Below are 18,266 nucleotides of genomic sequence, written 5' to 3'. Positions count from 1 at the left end.
ATCCCGGCCTTCCGGCCGGGGGCCGGATCAGTCGAGGTAGTCGCGCAGGACCTGGGACCGTGACGGGTGGCGCAGCTTCGACATGGTCTTGGACTCGATCTGCCGGATCCGCTCACGGGTGACCCCGTAGACGCGGCCGATCTCGTCCAGCGTCTTCGGCTGGCCGTCGTTCAGGCCGTACCGCATCGAGACCACGCCCGCCTCGCGCTCCGAGAGCGTGCCCAGGATCGACTGGAGCTGCTCCTGGAGGAACGTGAAGGACACGGCGTCCGCCGGGACGACGGCCTCGGAGTCCTCGATGAGGTCACCGAACTCGCTGTCGCCCTCCTCACCCAGCGGGGTGTGCAGGGAGATCGGTTCGCGGCCGTACTTCTGGACCTCGATGACCTTCTCGGGGGTCATGTCGAGCTCCTTGCCCAGCTCCTCCGGGGTGGGCTCGCGGCCCAGGTCCTGGAGCATCTGGCGCTGCACGCGGGCGAGCTTGTTGATGATCTCGACCATGTGCACCGGGATGCGGATGGTGCGCGACTGGTCCGCCATCGCACGCGTGATCGCCTGGCGGATCCACCAGGTGGCGTACGTGGAGAACTTGAAGCCCTTGGTGTAGTCGAACTTCTCCACCGCGCGGATCAGACCGACGTTGCCCTCCTGGATCAGGTCCAGGAACAGCATGCCGCGGCCGGTGTAGCGCTTGGCCAGCGAGACCACGAGGCGGAGGTTGGCCTCCAGCAGGTGGTTCTTGGCCCGGCGGCCGTCCTCGACCAGGATCTCCAGCTCGCGCTTGAACGCGGGCTTGTGGTCCTCCTCCTCTTCGAGCTTGTACTCGGAGAACAGGCCCGCCTCGATGCGCTTGGCGAGCTCGACCTCCTGCTCGGCGTTGAGGAGCGGCACCTTGCCGATCAGCTTCAGGTAGTCCTTGACCGGGTCGGCGGTGGCACCGGCGACCATGACGGTCTGCGCCGGGGCGTCGTCGTCGTCCTCGTCGGACAGCACGAAGCCCTGGCCGGCGGCCTTCGGAGCCTCCTCCTCGGCCTCGTCCGCGAGGTCCTCGGTCCAGTCCTCGCCCTCGATCTCGACGCCGTCCGGGTCGGCGTCCTTCGCGGTGGTCTTCTTGGCCGCGGTCTTCTTGGCCACGGTCTTCTTCGCGGCGGCCTTCTTGACCACGCGCTTCTTGGGCTCGGCGGCGGCGTCGTCGGCCTCCGCGCCGGCCGGCTGTGCCGATATCGCCGCCGCGGCGGCGGAGGCGGCCGCGGCCGGAGCGGGCGCGGCGGCCGTCTTGCGGGCACCGATCGGGCGGGGGGCGGCGGCCGTCTTCTTGACGGTCGTGCGAGCGGGCGCCGCGGCAGCCTTGCGCGGCTTCTTCGCAGCGGTCTTGGCGGCGGGGGCCGCGCTGACGTGCAGCGCGACACCCTCCTCGTCCAGCACCTGGTTCAGGCTGCGCAGGACCCGCTTCCACTGGTCCACCGGGATGCGGCCGGCCTCGAAGGCCTGGCGCACGTCGTCACCGTTGATGTGACCCTGCTCGCGGCCGCGCTCGACGAGCGCGACGAGGGCCTCGGATTCGGCGATCTCCGGAGGGAACGTACGGGACGGGCTGAGCGACACAAGGAGCCTCTCGTTGCGAACAGACAAAGGACGGGCGGGACATCATCGCGCGACGGCCGAAACCGGCCCCTGCCGGGGTCGGTGCCGCGGGCCGCGCGAGGACACCTGTCGGTTCATCGTGTGCCCGAGTCGAAGCGTTACGCACGGAATTGAGTGACCTGCGCCACGCTGCCGGGAAGCAGGTGCCACAATTCCAACGCCGAGGCCTTCCGGATCATTCCGGTTTGCGGGCCTCGATCAGGAATCGTGCCGTGTGGGCGACGAAGGGGCCCTCTCGTTCGATCCGCTCGTGCAGGTTCCGCAACCGGTCACGGTAGTGGCCGACCGTGAAGTCCGGAACCATCCAGATCACCTTCCGGAGGAAGTAGATCACGGCACCGATGTCGCCGAACTCGGTGCGCAGCCGTTCCGAGCGGAGGTCCGTCACCTCCAGCCCGGCCGCCGCCGCGTCGGCCGCCGCGTCGTCGGGGTGCCGGGCCCGCCGGACCTCCTCCGGCTGCGGCCCGAGGAAGTACTCGACCAGCTCGAAGACGCTCGCCGGCCCGACCTGCTGGGAGAAGTACGTACCGCCCGGCCGCAGCACCCGGGAGATCTCCGCCCAGTGGATGTCCACCGGGTGCCGGCTCACCACCAGGTCGAACGACTCGTCCCCGAAGGGCAGCGGCGTCGCGTCGTCGTGGGCGACCACGACGGCGCCGAGGGGGTGCAGCAGCCGGGTGGCCCGGTCCACGTTCGGCGGCCAGCCCTCGGTGGCCACCATCAGCCGGGGCAGCGGGCCGGCGCCCGCCAGCACCTCGCCGCCGCCGGTCTGCAGGTCCAGGGCGGCCCCGGCCCGGGCCAGCTTCTCGCCCAGCAGCCGCTGGTAGCCCCAGGAGGGCCGCTGCTCGCTGGCCCGGCCGTCCAGCCAGGAGAAGTCCCAGCCTTCGACCGAGACCGACTCGGCTTCCGCCACCAATGCGTCGAAAACAGGTGTCATATGTTGATCGTCCCAGTATGGAGGGCTGCTCGGCCACCGGATTCCCATTGGGTAGGCTGGACGGCGGGCCGTGACTGGCGCTTGGGTGGATCACCACCGGGGAGCGGCCCGGCGCACCCCGTGCGTCGATGCCGCGCGCCTGGGCGAACCGCGATCCCGCAGCGACGTTCAGGAGACCCCGTGACGACTGCCCAGACCGAGACCGCCCGCCTGATGGACGGCACCGCCGTCGCCCGCACGATCACCGAGCAGACCGCCGTGCGTGCCGCCGCGATCACCGAGCGCACCGGCAAAGCCCCCTGCCTGGCCACGGTCCTCGTCGGCGAGGACCCGGCGTCCGTGACCTACGTACGGATGAAGCAGAACCGCTGCGCCAAGGCGGGCATCACCTCCCGCCACGTGGCGCTGCCCGCCGAGACCACCACCGAGGAACTCGTCGCCACGATCACGGCGCTCTCCGAGGACCCCGAGGTCAGCGGCATCCTGCTGCAGCACCCGGTGCCGCACCACATCGACGAGCGCGCCGCCTTCGAGGCCATCGCCCCCGGCAAGGACGTCGACGGCGTCACCATGCACTCCTTCGCCGCCATGGGCTTCGGCCTGCCGGGCTTCGAGTCCTGCACCCCCGGCGGCATCATGCGCCTGCTCGCCGCCTACGACGTGGACCTCACCGGCAAGCACGCCGTGGTCGTCGGCCGCAGCGCCATCCTCGGCAAGCCGGCCGGCATGCTCCTGCTGGAGAAGAACGCCACCGTCACCTACTGCCACTCCCGTACCAAGGACCTCTCCTCGATCGTCCGCCAGGCCGACGTCCTGGTCGCTGCCGTCGGCAAGGCCGAATTCATCCGCGGCGAGGACATCAAGCCGGGCGCGGTCGTCCTGGACGCCGGCTACAACGAGGGCAACGTCGGCGACGTCCACTTCGAGTCCGCCGCCACCCGCGCCTCCCTGATCACCCCGGTCCCCGGAGGCGTGGGTCCGATGACCATCGCCGTCCTCCTGGAGCAGACGGTCACCGCCGCCGCCCACCAGGCCGGCCTGACCGACCTCATCTGACCCACCCGGCCCCCGGCCCCACCGCCCCCGAGCCCGGCACGGGCCCGGGGGCGGCGCCGTGTCCGGGGGACGGGGCCGGCCGCAGGCATGACCTCCGGGGTAATCGACCCTCCGGGGCGGGCCCGGCAGGCTGGGGACATCGGGTTCCGGAGGCGCGCACTCGCCCCCGGACCCGGCCCCACCTGCGTGTTTGCCGACCCTGGGAGGATGGCCCATGTCCATGGCGCTGATCGGCACCATTACCCGTACCGACGAGCCGCGGGTTGCGTTGCGGCGGGTGCTGGGGGTGGATGCGGTGGTCACTGCGGGGAACGGGGTGGGGTATGCCGTGTTCTCCGGGGCGGTCGGGCGGGAGCTCGGGGTCGGGCGGGGGGTGCTGCTCGGGATCGGGGTGTTCCTCGTGGTGTTCGGGGCGGGGGTCGGGTGGCTGGCCTCCCGGCAGCGGCCGCCGGCCGGGGGCGTGACGTTCGTGGTCGAGGCGAACACCGCGTGGGTGGTGGCGAGCCTGGTGGCCCTGGGCGCGTGGGTGTCGCCGACCGTCGCCGGCGCGGTGTGGATCGTCGCGCAGGCGGCCGTCGTCGCGGGGTTCGCGCTGGTGCAGTGGCTCGCCCTGAGGTCAATGTCCCGCTGAGTGGAGGTACTTCGCCGTGGCCGGGTCGGCCGGGAGCATGGTTTCGATGGCCAGCTCGGCGACGGTGACGTCCATCGGGGTGTTGAACGTCGAGATGGACGAGACGAACGACAGCACGTGCCCGTCGTGCTCGATGACCAGCGGGAGCGCGAAGTACGGCACCGGGTCGGCGGCGGCCGCCGGGACGCGCTCCGCCACCGGATACGCGGACACCTCCTCGTACAGCGCGCGCAGCGGCTCCGAGCGGGCCAGCGCGATCTGGCGCTCCATCTGGGCCAGCAGGTGCCCGCGCCACTCGGGGAGGTTGCGGATGCGCGGCGCCAGGCCCTCCGGGTGCAGGGTGATGCGCATCGCGTTGAGCGGCGGTGTCAGCAGGTGCTCCGGGAGGCCGTCCAGGAGCATCGCGATGCCGCGGTTGGCGGCGACCACGTGGTAGGTGGCGTCGACCACCAGCGCCGGGTACGGCTCGTACCCCGTCAGCAGCCGCTCCAGGCCCTCCCGCAGCAGCCCCATCGACGGGTCGGACAGCGGGGTCTCGGCGTAGTGCGGGGCGTAACCGGCCGCCAGCAGCAGGGCGTTGCGCTCCCGTACGGGGATGTCGAGGCGGTCCGCCAGGCGCAGCAGCAGTTCCTCGCCGGGCCGGGAGCGGCCCGTCTCCACGAAGCTGATGTGCCGGGACGAGGAGTCGGCGCGGTTCGCCAGTTCGAGCTGGCTGATCCCGCGCCGCTCCCGCCACGTACGCAGCAACTGCCCCACGGTCACGGCCGGTTTGCGGGTCGTCATGCCGTGACAGTAGCCGAGCCGGGTCAGCCGAGGTCGAACACGTTCCGCAAGCCCAGCCGGTACCGCAGCCGGTCGTGCCGGCGCAGCGGCTCCAGCTCCGGCGGCCGGTACATCGGCACCACCCGGCACCGGTCTGCCGTCGAACCGTCCTGCTCCAGAAGGGCGTTGACGGCGGCACGGGCCGACGCATTGGCGCCCTCCATCGTCGCCAGGTCGATGTCCACGGACACGTAGTCCCCGCACAGGAAGAATCCGGGGATGCGGGTGTCCGCGGTCGGGCGGTTGTGGAGGGTGCCGACCGGGTGGATCAGCAGCTCGTCCTGGTTCACCGGGTGCGGGGTGCCGAGGCCGTCGACGCCGGGGTCCAGGTGCCAGGAGTGCAGGGCGCCGTCGCGCAGCACGGTACGGCCCGAATCGTTGAGGGCGGCCTTCAGCTGGGCCCAGACCTCGCGGGCGACCTCCTCGCGGGTGCACTGCTTCGCCGTCTTCCCGTACAGCATCCCCGGCCTGTCCCACTCGGAGATGTCCACCGACAGGCAGTCGACGGCCGTGCCGTCGCCGTAGTCCGCCGGGAAGTCGCGGTCCGGCCAGTGCTCCGCCTGCTGGATCGCCGTCAGCGACCAGGGGGAGTCGATGCAGTTGAGGTGCCCGTGGACCAGCGGGGCGCGTTCGGTCAGGTAGAACTGGATGCCGGTCATCCAGTCGGTCTGCAGCCGGTCGCACCGCCCGAGCATCGGGTCGGCGGCCCGCAGTGCCGGCCCCCAGGTGCGCCGCGCGTGCTCCACCGGCAGCGCCGAGACGTAGTGGTCGGCGGTCACCGTCCGCGCCGCCCCGGACGGGTCCGCCATCGTGACCCCAGTGATCCGGCCGTCCCCGTACCGGACCTCGCGCACCGTCCAGCCGATCCTGAACTCGACGCCCAGGGAACGCAGATGGGCCTCCCAGGGGTCGATCCAGGCCTCGTTCGTCGGCAGGTTGAGGATGCGGTCCGGCGCGCCGTCCGCGCCGCGGCCGAGCAGGTTGAACACGAACGCCTCGCCGAGGGCGCCGACGGTTCGGGTGGAAGCCTCCTCGGCCTTCGTGGCCACGATGTTGCGGGTGACGCCGATCGCGAGGATCCGCTGGTACTCGTACGACATCCGGGAGGCGCGGGTGAACTCCCACCAGGGGGTGCGCTCCCACACCTCGTCGCGGCGCTCGTCGCAGCTGGTCATGAACACCAGGACCCGGTCGACGAAGTACGCGGTCTCGTGCAGCGGCAGCCGGAAGAAGGTCTCCAGCAGCCCGGTCAGTGCCCGCCGCAGCTCGTCGACGTCCAGGCCGGCGGGCTCGTGGCCCGGCCAGGGGATCGGCCCGCGCAGGTCCTCGCGGCCGCCGCTGCGCGCGAACATCATCTCGGGCGGGGCGACCAGGTTGTCCCACACGCCGTTCGGGTTCCCGTCGAACGGGATCCGCCGCATCGTGTCCGGCAGGTTGTGGTAGATCCCCGGGATGAACCGGAAGCCGTGCTCGGCGGGCAGCGGACGGCGGCCGCCGCGGGCGCTGTCCGGGACGTCCATGCTGCGCGCCTTGCCGCCCAGGGCGCGGCGCTCGTAGACCGTCACGGCGTAGCCGCGCTCGGCGAGTTCGTGGGCGGCGGTCAGGCCGGCGACCCCGCCGCCGAGGACCGCGACGCGCCGGCCGGCTGCTCCGGCAGCGGATCCGGATCCGGTCGCGCCCGGCGCTTCCGCAGCGGCCGCCGCTCCGGCCGGGAGGGCGCCGACCGCCGCCGTACCCGCGGCCACGCCTGCCATGAACGTACGTCTCGAAGTCATCCGCCACCCCTAGCTACCGCCGGTAACAGTCGCGTTCGGCGCAGGAGCATAGGAGCGTCACGCCCGCCACGGAAGGCGCGGACGGAACCCGCGACGCATATGGCGCGAAAGCTTCCCCCGGGGTCCGCGTGTGCGAGGCTGGGGCACCGACGATCACGGGAGGAGACGCACATGGCCATGGAGCCGCTGTCCCAGAAGGAGATCGAGGACCGGCTGCGGGAGCTGCCCGGCTGGTCGCAGGAGGGCGACCGGATCGCCCGTACGTACCAGCTCGGCACGCACTTCGCCGCCGCCGCGCTCGTGATGGGCATCGCCGCCGTGCAGGACGAGCTCGACCACCACTCCGACCTCACCCTCGGCTACCACTCGGTGCGCCTCACCGTGAACACGCACGCCGCAGGCGGTGCGGTCACCGAGCAGGACTTCGCCCTCGCCGAGCGGGTGGAGGCGCTGGCCCCCGGGCACGGTGCACGCTGATGACGCTCGTCGACTACGACGCCGAGGCCGAGGCCTACGACCGGACCCGCGGCGGCGAACCCCGGGCGGAGGCCGCCGCGGCCGCGGTGCACGCGCTGCTGCCCGCGACCGCCCGCACCCTGCTGGACCTCGCGTGCGGCACCGGCATCGTCACGGCCCGGCTGGGGCGGCCGGGGCTGCGGGTGCTGGGGGCGGACCCGTCGTACGGGATGCTGCGGCGGGCGGGGGCGCGGGGCGTGCCGGTGGTGCTGGCGGACGGCACCCGGCTGCCGTTCGCGGGCGGGTCGCTCGACGCGGTCAGCGCGGTCTGGCTGCTGCACCTGCTGCGGGAGCCGGGGCTGCTCGGAGCGGTCGTGGCGGAGGTGGCGCGGGTGCTGCGGCCCGGCGGGGTGTTCCTCGCGACGGTCGACAAGGATGCGGCGCACGACGTCGGGTCGGACATCGATGCCGTGCTGGCGCCGCATCTGACGGGTGATCCGGCGGATGCGTGGGCGGACGTGGTGCGGGCCGGGGTGGTCTGCGGGCTGGTCCCGGTCGGGGAGACCGGCTTCCACGGCAGCGGGCAGGGGTGCAGCCCGCGGGAGGCGGCCGAGGCGGTGCGGGCGGGGCGGTACGCGTCCCGGGTGCGGCCGCGGACCTCTGCGGCGGCCTTGGCGGGGGAGCTGGAGTCGTTGCCGGATCCGGAGCGGAGGCGGGGCGAGCCGCGGTACCGGCTGGTGGCCTTCCGGCGCACGGCCTGATCCGGCCCCGGGGCCCCGGCCCCGGACCCCCGCGCTTCACACGCCGGCGGGGCCGGAGTCGGCAGGGGCCCGCCGCGCGGTCAGGACCAGGCGCCCGCGGCCGCCGCCTCGGCGGCGTACGCCGCGAAGGGACGCGGGTCGCGCCCGAGGACCTGCTTGACGCCGTCCGCCGGCAGCGAGTTGTGGCCGTCGAGGAGCTGAGTGAACAGGGCCGACAGGAAGTGCGCTTCCGCCGCGGGAAGTCCGTACCGCTCCAGGAGCGCGGCGTACGCGGGACCCGACACCGGGACGTAGCGGATCGCGCGGCCCGTCGCCCGCCCGATCTCGGCCACCGCCTCCGCGAACGTGAGCGCCTGCGGGCCGGTGACCTCGTGCACCACGCCGGTGGCCGCCCGGTCGGTGAGGGTGGCCACCAGGACGTCCGCGAGGTCGTCCGCGAGGATGAACGGTTCGGCCACCTCCCCGGCGGGGAAGGGGAGTTCGCCGGCGAGGATGCCGTCCACGAAGAAGCCCTCGCTGAAGTTCTCCGCGAAGAAGCTCGCCCGTACCGCCGTCACCTCGGCCCCCGAGGCGCCCAGCGCCCGCTCCGCCGCCACCGCCTCCGGCTCGCCCCGGCCGGACAGCACCACCAGCCGCCGTACCCCGTGGGCGGCTGCGATCCGGCCGAACTCCCGCAGCGCGGGCGCCGCCGCCGGGGCGGCCAGGTCCGGGTGGAACGCCACGTACGCGCGGTCCGCGCCGGCCAGTGCCGGCCCCCAGGTCGTCTCGTCCGCCCAGTCGAAGCGGACCGGGCCGGTACGGGAGCCCGCCCGCACGGTGTGCCCGAGGTCCGCCAGCCGCTGTGCGACCCGCCGGCCGGTCTTGCCGGTCGCCGTCGTCACCAGGACGGTCTCCGGTCGCGTGGTCCCGGGCCGAGTGTTCTCCGTCGTGTTCGTCATGCGTCCAGACTGGCGGCGCCCGGCCCGGTGAGCCATGTCCCCGAGGCTCGCCCGCATGTCCGGGCGTCCACGACGGGGGCGCCCCCTTCCGGCACGCGATCGCCTACGCTCGGCCCGTGGACGCGTTGACCGGACTGCTGAACGGGCCGCGGGCGCAGGGCGCGTTCCTGCTGCGGATGGTGATGCAGGCGCCGTGGTCCGTGCGCATCGAGGACCGGGCCGCGCTGTGCGTGATGCTCGTCCGGCGCGGGGAGGTGTGGATCGAGCCCGAGGACGGGGCACCGGTCCGCCTCGGACCGGGCGGGGTGGCCCTGGCCCGCGGCCCCGCCCCGTACACCGTGTGTGACGCGCCGGGCCGGGCGCCGAGGGTGTTCGTGGACCCCGAGGGGCAGTGCACCGGTCCGGCGGGGGAGCCGCTGGGCTCGGTGATGCAGCTCGGCGTGCGCACCTGGGGTGACCGGACCGACGGGGACGACGCGCTGCTGGTCGGCACGTACCGGATGGCCGGCGAGATCGGCGGCCGGCTGCTGAACGCCCTGCCGCCGCTGCTGGCGATGCCCGGCGGGCTCGCGGACTGTCCGTTCGGGCCGCTCCTCGACGCCGAGGCGGCCAAGGACCAGCCGGGGCAGGAGGTGGTGCTCGACCGGCTGCTCGACCTCATGCTGATCGACGTCCTGCGTACCTGGTTCTCCCGGCCCGAGGGTGAACCTCCGGGCTGGTACCGGGCGTTGGGTGATCCTGTGATCGGCGGGGCGCTGCGGCTGCTCCAGGACCAGCCGGCCCGGCCGTGGACGGTGGCCTCGCTGGCCGCCGCCGTCGGGATGTCCCGCGCGGCGTTCGCGCGCCGCTTCGCCGAGCTGGTGGGCGAGCCGCCGATGGCTTATCTGACCGGCTGGCGGCTCGCGTTGGCCGCGGACCTGCTGCGGGACACCGACGACACGCTGGACGCGGTGGCCCGCAAGGTCGGCTACAGCGGCTCGTTCGCACTGAGTTCGGCCTTCAAGCGGGTGCGCGGCATCAGCCCGAGCGGGCACCGCGCGCGGGTCTGACGGTGCCGGGGCCGGCGGGGCCCGGATTCCGGGCCCCGCGGCAACACCCGTACGGGGAAGGCGGGTTCAGTGGCGTCTCAGCCGTCCGGGCAGACCCGGCGACAGGGCGCGCCGGACCAGTCGGGCGGCCCGGCGCCGGGCCCGGGTCCTTCAATTCCAGTCGAAGCCGTCCGGGTCCGGGCCGATCCGGGTGCCCGTGTTCAGGGCGTCGAGGGCGGCGAGGTCCTCGGCGTCGAGCTCGAAGCCGAACACGTCGAGGTTCTCGCGGATCCGGGACGGGGTGACGGACTTCGGGATGGCGATGTTGCCGAGCTGGACGTGCCAGCGCAGGACGACCTGCGCAGCGCTGCGGCCGTGCTTCTCGGCCGCGGCCAGCACGGCCGGGCTGGCCAGCAGGTCCTTGCCCTGGCCCAGCGGGGACCAGGCCATGGTGGCGATGCCGCGCTCCTGGTGGAAGGCGCGCAGCTCCGGCTGGGACAGGAACGGGTGCAGCTCGACCTGGTTGACCGCGGGGACGAGGTCGCTCTCCTCGCGCAGCCGGTCCAGGTGGACGGGCTTGAAGTTCGACACGCCGACGGCCTTGGCGCGGCCGCTCGCGGCGATCTCCTCGAACGCCTTCCAGATGGCCGGGTAGTCGCCGCGCATCGGGCGCGGCCAGTGGATCAGGTACAGGTCCACGTAGTCGAGGCCGAGGCGGGTGAGGGAGGCGTCGAACTCGCGCAGCACGTTGTCGCGGCCCCAGGACTCGGTGCCGCTGTTCCACAGCTTCGTCGTGACGAACAGCTCTTCGCGGGGCAGACCGGCGGCGGCGATGGCCCGGCCGGTCCCGGTCTCGTTCTCGTACACGGCGGCCGTGTCGATGCTGCGGTAGCCGGCCTCCAGCGCCGTCGCGACCGTGGCCGTCGCCTCGTCGTCCGGCACCTGCCAGACGCCGAAGCCGAGCTGGGGCATCAGCGTGCCGTTGTTGAGCTTGATGGTGGGGACCTGGTTCACGTCGGGTCGTTCCCTCGCGTCGTCGAGCACGTACAGGCTCCCCAACCGGCAGCCCGACCGTCGTATTCCCGCCACCGCCGACGCCTCCCCGAACGGCAGCCCCGGCCGCTGGCGCCGCAGGTCACCCCGCCACGGCCCCGCCACGGCCTCACCCCGACCGTCCGAGGTACGCCTCCCGCACCGCACGGTCCGCGCGGACCTCCGCCGGGCTGCCCTCGGCGAGGACCCGGCCCAGGTCGAGGACCGTGACACGGGTGCACAGGTCCATGACGAAGCCGACGTGGTGCTCGACGAGGAGGACCGCGCAGCCCTGCTCCGCGGCCAGGCGGCGGACCACGTCCGCCAGGACCGTCCGCTCGGGGGCGGACATGCCCGAGGCCGGTTCGTCCAGGAGCAGGACGCGGGGCGGGTCGGCCAGGGCGCGGGCCAGTTCCACCATCCGGGCCCGCCCCACCGGCAGCCCTGCGGCGTACGCGTCCGCCAGCGGAGCCAGGCCGCACTCGGCCAGGACGGTCGCGGCGCGCTCGCGGGCCGTGGCCCGCCGCGTGCGGCCGCCGCCGCGCCACTCCTGGGCGACCAGCAGGTTGTCGGCCACGGTGAGCTGTCCGAACAGCTGCTGCCGCTGGAACGTGCGCCGCATCCCGCGGCGCGCCCGCCACACCGGCGAGCGCCGGGTGACGTCCCGGCCGTCCAGCAGGACCCGCCCGCGGTCCGGGCGGCGGATCCCGGACACCACGTCGAAGAGGGTCGTCTTGCCGGCCCCGTTCGGCCCGATCAGCCCGCACACCTCGCCGGGCCGCAGCGCCAGCGACACCTCCGCCAGGGCCTGTACGCCGCCGAACCGGACGCCGACCCCCTGCACCTCCAGTGCCGTGTTCACCGGGCCGCCACCCCCAGGTAGGCCTCGGTCAGCCGGTCCTCCTCCACTTCGGAGCGCGGGCCGCACCAGGCCACCCGGCCGTCCGCCAGGTAGGCGACGGTGTCCGCCACGCCGAGGATCTCCGCCGCCCGTTCCTCCACCAGCAGCAGGGCCGTACCGGCCGCGCGCAGCTCCCGCAGCAGCCCGTACACCTCCTCCACGATCCGCGGGGCGAGCCCCAGGGAGGGCTCGTCCGCGACGAGCACCGCGGGCGGGCGGTGGAGCAGCGGTGCGAGGGCGAGCAGCTGCTGTTCGCCGCCGGACAGCGAGCCGGCCGGTACGTCGCGCCGCTCGGCCAGCCGCGGGAACCGCTCGTACACCGCCTCCCGGTCGGCCGGGCGCGGCAGGTGGAGGGCGAGGTTCTCGGCCACGCCCAGCCCGGGGAACACGCCGCGGCCCTCGGGGGCGAGCAGCACCCCGCCGCGGGCCCGGGCCACCGGCCCGTCCCCGGTCCGGTCCCGTCCCGCCAGCCGCACCCGCCCGCGATCCGCCGCGAGCGCCCCGGCGGCGACCCGGCACAGGGTCGACTTCCCGGCCCCGTTCGGCCCGAGCAGCGCCAGGATCTGCCCGCTCCGCACCACGAGGTCCACCCCGCGCAGCACGCTCCCCCCGTCGTACCCGGCCCACACCCCGTCCAACTCCAGTGCAGAACGCCGCCGTTCACCCGTCGGCTCCTCCGGCGCCGCGCCGGCCCTGTTCGCACCGACGCCCGCTCCGGACTCCCGCCCGCCGTCCGGCGAAGCCCGGCCCGCGCCCGGCTCCGGCGCGCCGTGTACCGGCTCCCGGACCGCCTCCGCAGCAGACGCGCCGTCCGTGCCCGCCCCGGACTCCCGCCCGCCGTCCGGCGAAGCCCGGCCCGCCTCCGGCACCGGCGGGCCGTCCGGGTCCGCCGCCCCGGTTTCCCGTACGCCGTCCCGCCCGCCCCCTGCCGGCTCCGGCGTCGCGGCGGACGCCGGTGGGCCCGGTTCGGGCGGGGCGGCCGCGGCCGGTGCGGCGTGCGCAGCCCGGGCCCGCCGTCGGGCGGCCCGGCGCTGCGGGACCGCCGCGCAGTAGCCGTCCGGGTCGTTGGCCAGGGCCAGGCCGGCCAGGCCGAAGAGGAGGACGGGGAGGTGGGGGGAGTCGGTGGCGTAGCGGGTGATCAGGGGCGGGGCGGCAGCGAAGACCAGGGCGGCCACCACCGCGTACTGGGGGCGGCGGACACCCGCGGCGACCACCACCGCCAGCCAGATCAGGCCGGTCATCGCGGTGAAGTCTGTTGCCGTGATGCGGGTGTTGAAGGACGCGTACATCACCCCGCCGAAGCCGGCCAGCCCGGCGGACACCGTGAACAGCAGCAGCTTCGTACGGACCACCGACACCCCGGACGCCTGCGCCGCCGCGGGGGCCGAGCGCACCGCGAGCATGGCCCGCCCGGCGGGGGAGCGGCGCAGCGCGCTCAGCCCGGCCGCCGCCACCACGGTGAGCAGCAGCATCGCCACGCCGAACGCCCGGTCGTCGGACAGGTCCAGCGGCCCCAGCACCGGCCGCGGCACCGCCCAGCCGAGGTCCCCGTTGCGCAACGGGCCGATCTGGAACAGCACTTGGTCGGCGAGGAAGGCCATCGCCAGGGTCGCGAGGGCCAGCGAGCGCCCGCCCAGCCGCAGCGCCGGGAGCGCCGCCAGCGCGCCGAGCAGCGCCGCCGCGCAGGTCCCGACGGCCGCCGCGGCCACGAACGGCCAGCCGCGGCCCATCAGCAGCCCGGCGACCAGCGCGGCCCCCGTCACGAAGGTGGCCTGGGCCAGCGAGACCATCGCCCCCAGCCCGGTGACCACCGTGAACGACATGAACACCAGTGCCAGCGCCAGCCCTTGGGCCAGCACCCCGCTCCAGAACGGCGTGGTCACGGTGTAGAACGCGGCACCCAGCAGGACCGCGCCCACCACCCACGGCCCCTGCCGCCGTACGGCCGGCAGCCCGGCCAGGTGGTCGGCGGGCGGCGCATCGGCCGCCGCGGTGCCGGCGGTCCGCTGCCGCCGGGTCAGCACCAGCAGCCCGGCGAACAGGATCAGGAACGGCACCGCCGTCCGGAAGCCGGTGATCCGCTCGGCGAACGAGGCGTACCCGGCGACCAGGTTCTGCAGCACGCCCAGCCCCAGCCCGGCGGCGAACGCGACCGGCACCGACACGAACCGCCCGAGTGCCGCGGCGGTGGCCGACACGAACAGGAACAGCGTGAAGTCGTGCGCCGACAGGCCCAGCAGCGGAGTGGCGAGGACGCCCGCCAGCCCGGCCAGTCCGGACGCCAGCATCCACGCCGCCGACGACAGCCGGTCGGCGCTGATCCCGCGCAGCTCGGTCAGCGCCCGGTCGTCGACGGCGGCCCGCAGCTGCAGGCCGAGACGGGTGTGCCGCATCAGCACCCACAGCGCCACCGCCACCACGGCCGTGGCCACCCAGGTGATCAGCTGGTCGGAATCGATGCCCACCCCGCCCGGCAGCCGCCAGGACACGGCCGGGCTGGGCCCGGCCCCCGGCAGCCCGAACACGTTCTCCGCGGGCACCACCGGGGCCCCCAGCCCGGCCAGCAGCTCCACCGCCCACAGCCCGGCCGCGGGCAGCGCCACCAGCAGGCCGATGGTGGCGACGATCTGCGCGGTCTCGCCGACCCGGGCCAGCCGCCGGAACATCAGCCGGTCCAGCGCCCACCCGAGGCCCGGCGCCAGGACCAGGACCACGGCGAGCGCGGCCGGTACGGGCGGCCAGCCGAGGCCGGAGCGCAGCTCGTGGAAGGCCAGCGCGCACAGGTACGCGGTGGCGCCGTGGGCGAAGTTGAACAGCCCGGACGCCGAGTACGACAGCACCAGACCGGTGGCCAGCAGCGCGTACAGGGCCCCGGACACCAGCCCGCTCAGGACGAAGACCGGCAGGTCGGCCATGTCGGTTCCGGGCCGCCCTACTTGAACGGGACCGGCGGGTGGCAGGCGAACGGCACCGACACCTCGTAACGGCCGCCCCGCAGCTGCACCAGCGCGCCGCAACCGAAGCTCTCCCGCTGCCCCTTGGGCTCACTGCGGTCGCCGACGAGGGTGCCGGTGTCGGAGAAGGTCCGGGCGGCTGCCTGGAACGACTCGGGGGTGAGACCGCGGCCGGCCTTCTGCGCGATGGCGAGGAACAGGTCGGCGCTCATGTACCCGGTCATCATGTGCATGTTGAGGGGAACGTCCTTGCCGGCGGCCTTGCGGATGTCCGCCTTGAAGCGGGCCATCTGCGGGTCGTCCGACTCGAACGGCTGGAACTGCAGCAGGACGTGCACCCCGTCGAGGGCCTTGCGGGTTGCCTCCTGGGCGAGCAGACCGGGATCGTAGTCGGTCGGGTCGGACAGCACCCCGGTGTAGCCGCTGCGCTTGAGGGCCGTGAACAGGCCGATGTTGTTGGGGGTCTGCATCACGGAGACCACCGCGTCCGGTGCCTTGCCGCCGTTGCTGCGCAGGATGTCCTTCGTGTACGCCGACCAGTCGCTGGGCACCGCGGTGGCGGGCACGGACGGCTTGGCGTACGTCACCTTGAACCCGGCGGTCGAAAAGCCCTGGCTGAACGTGCGGATGCCGAACTTGCCGGCGTCGCTGTCGTTGGCGATCAGCGCGACGGTCTTGCCCTTGCCGCCGCCCAGCACCTTCAACAGCCCTTCCGGCCAGGTCTGGTTGAGGGTGCCGCCGGGCATCGGGACCAGGCAGCCGTTGAACCCGTACAGGTACTCGGGGCCGCAGAACGAGGGCAGGGTTCCCCAGCCGAACGTCGGGACCTTCGACTGCTCCAGGAACGCGGAGCCGGAGAAGGTGACGGAGCTCATCGGGGCGACCGCGAACACCTTGTCCTGCTGGACGAGCTTGCGCGCCGCCGCCATGTTGCGGCCGGGGTCCTGGCCGTCGTCCTCGGCGCCCAGGTACTCGATCTTCCGGCCGTTGACCCCGCCTTCGGCGTTGGCCCGCAGGTAGCGAGCCCGGGCGCCGAGGTCGGTGTCCTTCTTGCTGTAGCCGCTGGCGGTGGTCATCGAGACGATGCCGCCCACCCGGATCGCGTCGGCGGTGACGCCGCGCACCGCCGCGCCGGGCTCGGCGCCCTTGCCGTTCCCGGTGCCGTCGGCGGCGGAGTTGCAGGCGGACACGAGGAACAGGGCGGCGGCAGCGGCGGCGAGCGCGCGGATGGATCGCGACATGGACTCAGGTCCCTCCGGTCGGAATTCCCGCATTCTGGGCGGAACCTGATGAGGCGTCAATTGTCGTGCGACGGTGAAATGACGATCCGTCAGATTGTGATCCGGCAGGCATCCCGCAGCGGGACCGGGCACCCCGCAGTGGGACCCGGGACCCCGCAGCTGGACCGGGCGCCCCGCAGTGGACGCCGCCCGCCCCCTCACCGCCCGTACAGCGCCGCCACCTCCGCCGCGAAGCCCCGCTCGATCGCCCGCCGTTTCAGCTTCAGCGACGGTGTCAGCAGCCCGTGCTCCTCCGTGAACGGCTGCGCCAGCACCCGGAACGCCCGGATCGACTCGGCCTGCGAGACCAGGGTGTTGGCGGCCACCACCGCCCGCCGCACCTCCGCGTTCAGCTCCGCGTCCATCGCCAGCTCCGCCGCGGCCGGCGCCGCCCGGCCGCGCATCGACAGCCAGTGCGCCACCCCCTCCGGATCCAGCGTGACCAGCGCCGCGATGTACGGGCGGTCGTTGCCGAGGACGATGCACTGGGAGACCAGCGGATGCGTGCGCACCCGCTCCTCCAGTGCGGCGGGGGAGACGCTCTTGCCGTTGGAGGTCACGAGGATCTCCTTCTTCCGGCCGGTGATCGTCAGATAGCCGTCGGCGTCGAGCCGGCCCAGGTCCCCGGTCGCCAGCCAGCCGTCCCGCAGCACCTCCGCCGTCGCCCGGGGATCGTTGAGGTAGCCCGCGAACACGTGCGCCCCGTGCAGCCACACCTCCCCGTCCGCCGCGATGTGCACCCGGGTGCCCGGGATCGGCAGCCCCACCGTGCCGTACTTGGTGGCCCCCGGCGGGTTCGCCGTCGCCGCCGCACACGACTCCGTCAGCCCGTACCCCTCGAACACCGTGATCCCGGCGCCCTCCAGGAACAGCCCCAGCTGCCGGGACATCGCCGACCCGCCCGACATCGCGTGCCGCACCCGGCCGCCCAGCGCCTCCCGCACCTTCCCGTACACCAGCCGCTCGAACACCTGGTGCTGGACCCGCACCGCCGCCGACGGCCCCGGCCCGGTCCCGAAGTGCTTCTGCTCGCGCGCCTCCGCGTACCGCACGGCCGTCTCCACCGCCCGCTCGAACGGGCCGCTGCGCCCCTCCGCCTCCGCCGTGCGCCGGGCCGCCGCGAACACCTTCTCGAAGACGTACGGCACGGCCAGCACGAACGTGGGCCGGAACGCCGCCAGGTCCGGCAGCAGCTGGTCCGCGGCCAGCACCGCCTGGTGGCCCAGCTTGACCCGGGCCCGTACGGCCGCCACCTCGACCATCCGCCCGAAGACGTGCGCCAGCGGCAGGAACAGCAGCGTCGACGGCTCGTCGTCGGGCCGGGACCGGAACACCGGCTCCCAGCGCGCCACCATGGTGTCCGTCTCGTACATGAAGTTCGCGTGCGTCAGCACGCAGCCCTTGGGGCGGCCCGTGGTCCCCGAGGTGTAGATCACCGTCGCCACCGAGTCCGGGGTCACCGCCCGCCGGTGCCGGTGCACCACGCTCTCTGCCACCTGCGCGCCCGACGCCGTCAGCTCCGCCAGGGCCCCCGCGTCCAGCTGCCACAGCCGGGCCAGCCGCGGCAGCCGGTCGACGACGGAACCCACCGTCATCGCCTGGTCCTCGTTCTCCACCACGCAGCCCGTGACCCCGGCGTCGTACAGCGTCCACCACACCTGATCGGCGGAGGACGTCGGATACACGGGCACCGGCTGCGCGCCCACCGACCACAGGGCGAAGTCGAACAGCGTCCACTCGTACCGGGTCCGGGCCATGACCGCCACCCGGTCGCCGAACCGGATGCCCTGCGCCAGCAGCCCCTTCGCCAGGGCCAGCACCTCGTCCCGGAACTGACCCGAGGTCACATCGGCCCACACGCCGTCCTGTTTGCGGCCGAAGACCACCCGGTCCGGATCGTCGAGGGCGTGGTCGAAGACGGCGTCCGCCAGCCCGCCGGAGGGTGTCGCCGTGACCACCGGGGGCACCGTGAAGTCGCGCAGGGGCATCGTGGACTCGCGCAAGGGACCGCTCCTTCCGACCGCTCCTCCCACCACAGCGCCGCGACGGTA

At 73.9% G+C, this 18,266-nt stretch carries 15 protein-coding genes and 1 riboswitch; of the genes, 5 read left to right on the top strand and 10 right to left on the bottom strand.

The genetic code is table 11. The annotated features are described in order from the left end of the window. Positions 1–27: 27 nt before the first annotated feature. Positions 28–1,605, bottom strand: a complete 1,578-nt coding sequence (locus tag LG634_RS29595) for an RNA polymerase sigma factor (protein ID WP_226738191.1) — start codon at positions 1,603–1,605, stop codon at positions 28–30. A 214-nt stretch (positions 1,606–1,819) separates the two neighbouring features. Beyond that, positions 1,820–2,581 carry a class I SAM-dependent methyltransferase gene (locus LG634_RS29590; protein ID WP_226738189.1) on the bottom strand — a complete coding sequence of 254 codons (762 nt, stop codon included), beginning with the start codon at positions 2,579–2,581 and terminating at the stop codon, positions 1,820–1,822. Positions 2,582–2,641: 60 nt separating this feature from the next. Next, positions 2,642–2,733: riboswitch (ZMP/ZTP riboswitch) on the top strand. A gap of 61 nt (positions 2,734–2,794) precedes the next feature. On the opposite strand from LG634_RS29590, the gene LG634_RS29585 reads away from it, so the two are divergent. After that, the gene (locus LG634_RS29585; RefSeq protein WP_226738211.1) at positions 2,795–3,637 is read left to right on the top strand and encodes a bifunctional 5,10-methylenetetrahydrofolate dehydrogenase/5,10-methenyltetrahydrofolate cyclohydrolase; all 843 of its coding nucleotides are present in this window, start codon (positions 2,795–2,797) and stop codon (positions 3,635–3,637) included. A 214-nt stretch (positions 3,638–3,851) separates the two neighbouring features. After that, positions 3,852–4,268 carry a hypothetical protein gene (locus tag LG634_RS29580; RefSeq protein WP_226738187.1) on the top strand — a complete coding sequence of 139 codons (417 nt, stop codon included), beginning with the start codon at positions 3,852–3,854 and terminating at the stop codon, positions 4,266–4,268. Here the strand turns inward: LG634_RS29580 and LG634_RS29575 are convergent. Beyond that, a complete protein-coding gene (locus tag LG634_RS29575; RefSeq protein WP_226738185.1) occupies positions 4,254–5,051 on the bottom strand; it encodes a helix-turn-helix domain-containing protein in 798 nt (265 codons plus the stop codon). The genes LG634_RS29580 and LG634_RS29575 overlap by 15 nt on opposite strands. A gap of 23 nt (positions 5,052–5,074) precedes the next feature. Continuing rightward, entirely contained in the window at positions 5,075–6,865 is a 1,791-nt protein-coding gene (locus LG634_RS29570) for a hydroxysqualene dehydroxylase (protein WP_226738183.1), read from the bottom strand. A 171-nt stretch (positions 6,866–7,036) separates the two neighbouring features. Here LG634_RS29570 and LG634_RS29565 point away from each other — a divergent pair, with 171 nt between their 5' ends. Both LG634_RS29565 and LG634_RS29560 read left to right on the top strand, forming a co-directional pair. After that, the gene (locus LG634_RS29565) at positions 7,037–7,342 is read left to right on the top strand and encodes a 4a-hydroxytetrahydrobiopterin dehydratase (protein ID WP_226738181.1); all 306 of its coding nucleotides are present in this window, start codon (positions 7,037–7,039) and stop codon (positions 7,340–7,342) included. Then, positions 7,342–8,082 carry a class I SAM-dependent methyltransferase gene (locus LG634_RS29560; protein ID WP_226738179.1) on the top strand — a complete coding sequence of 247 codons (741 nt, stop codon included), beginning with the start codon at positions 7,342–7,344 and terminating at the stop codon, positions 8,080–8,082. Before LG634_RS29565 ends, LG634_RS29560 begins: the two co-directional genes overlap by 1 nt. Positions 8,083–8,162: 80 nt before the next feature. On the opposite strand, the gene LG634_RS29555 is transcribed toward LG634_RS29560, so the two are convergent. Further along, the gene (locus tag LG634_RS29555) at positions 8,163–9,020 is read right to left on the bottom strand and encodes a Rossmann-fold NAD(P)-binding domain-containing protein (protein WP_226738178.1); all 858 of its coding nucleotides are present in this window, start codon (positions 9,018–9,020) and stop codon (positions 8,163–8,165) included. Positions 9,021–9,136: 116 nt separating this feature from the next. Between LG634_RS29555 and LG634_RS29550 the strand changes: the two genes are divergently transcribed. Continuing rightward, the gene (locus LG634_RS29550) at positions 9,137–10,069 is read left to right on the top strand and encodes an AraC family transcriptional regulator (RefSeq protein WP_226738176.1); all 933 of its coding nucleotides are present in this window, start codon (positions 9,137–9,139) and stop codon (positions 10,067–10,069) included. A gap of 150 nt (positions 10,070–10,219) precedes the next feature. Here the strand turns inward: LG634_RS29550 and LG634_RS29545 are convergent, their stop codons facing one another. From LG634_RS29545 to LG634_RS29525, 5 genes are all read right to left on the bottom strand, one after another. Continuing rightward, a complete protein-coding gene (locus LG634_RS29545) occupies positions 10,220–11,062 on the bottom strand; it encodes an aldo/keto reductase (RefSeq protein WP_308072696.1) in 843 nt (280 codons plus the stop codon). 148 nt (positions 11,063–11,210) lie between these two features. Beyond that, positions 11,211–11,942, bottom strand: coding sequence for an ABC transporter ATP-binding protein (locus LG634_RS29540; RefSeq protein WP_226738174.1), 732 nt, complete (start codon positions 11,940–11,942; stop codon positions 11,211–11,213). Next, positions 11,939–14,896: an ABC transporter permease subunit gene (locus tag LG634_RS29535; protein WP_226738172.1), complete on the bottom strand. Its 2,958-nt coding sequence runs from the start codon at positions 14,894–14,896 to the stop codon at positions 11,939–11,941. Before LG634_RS29535 ends, LG634_RS29540 begins: the two co-directional genes overlap by 4 nt. Positions 14,897–14,913: 17 nt before the next feature. After that, a complete protein-coding gene (locus LG634_RS29530) occupies positions 14,914–16,176 on the bottom strand; it encodes an ABC transporter substrate-binding protein (protein ID WP_226738170.1) in 1,263 nt (420 codons plus the stop codon). A 197-nt stretch (positions 16,177–16,373) separates the two neighbouring features. After that, positions 16,374–18,203: an AMP-dependent synthetase/ligase gene (locus tag LG634_RS29525; RefSeq protein ID WP_226738207.1), complete on the bottom strand. Its 1,830-nt coding sequence runs from the start codon at positions 18,201–18,203 to the stop codon at positions 16,374–16,376. Positions 18,204–18,266: the final 63 nt, after the last annotated feature.

The sequence above is a fragment of the Streptomyces bambusae genome, assembly GCF_020532645.1.
Lineage (GTDB): Bacteria > Actinomycetota > Actinomycetes > Streptomycetales > Streptomycetaceae > Streptomyces > Streptomyces bambusae.
Note: the sequence above shows the minus strand (reverse complement) of the source record. Positions and strands in the feature narration are given on the sequence as shown.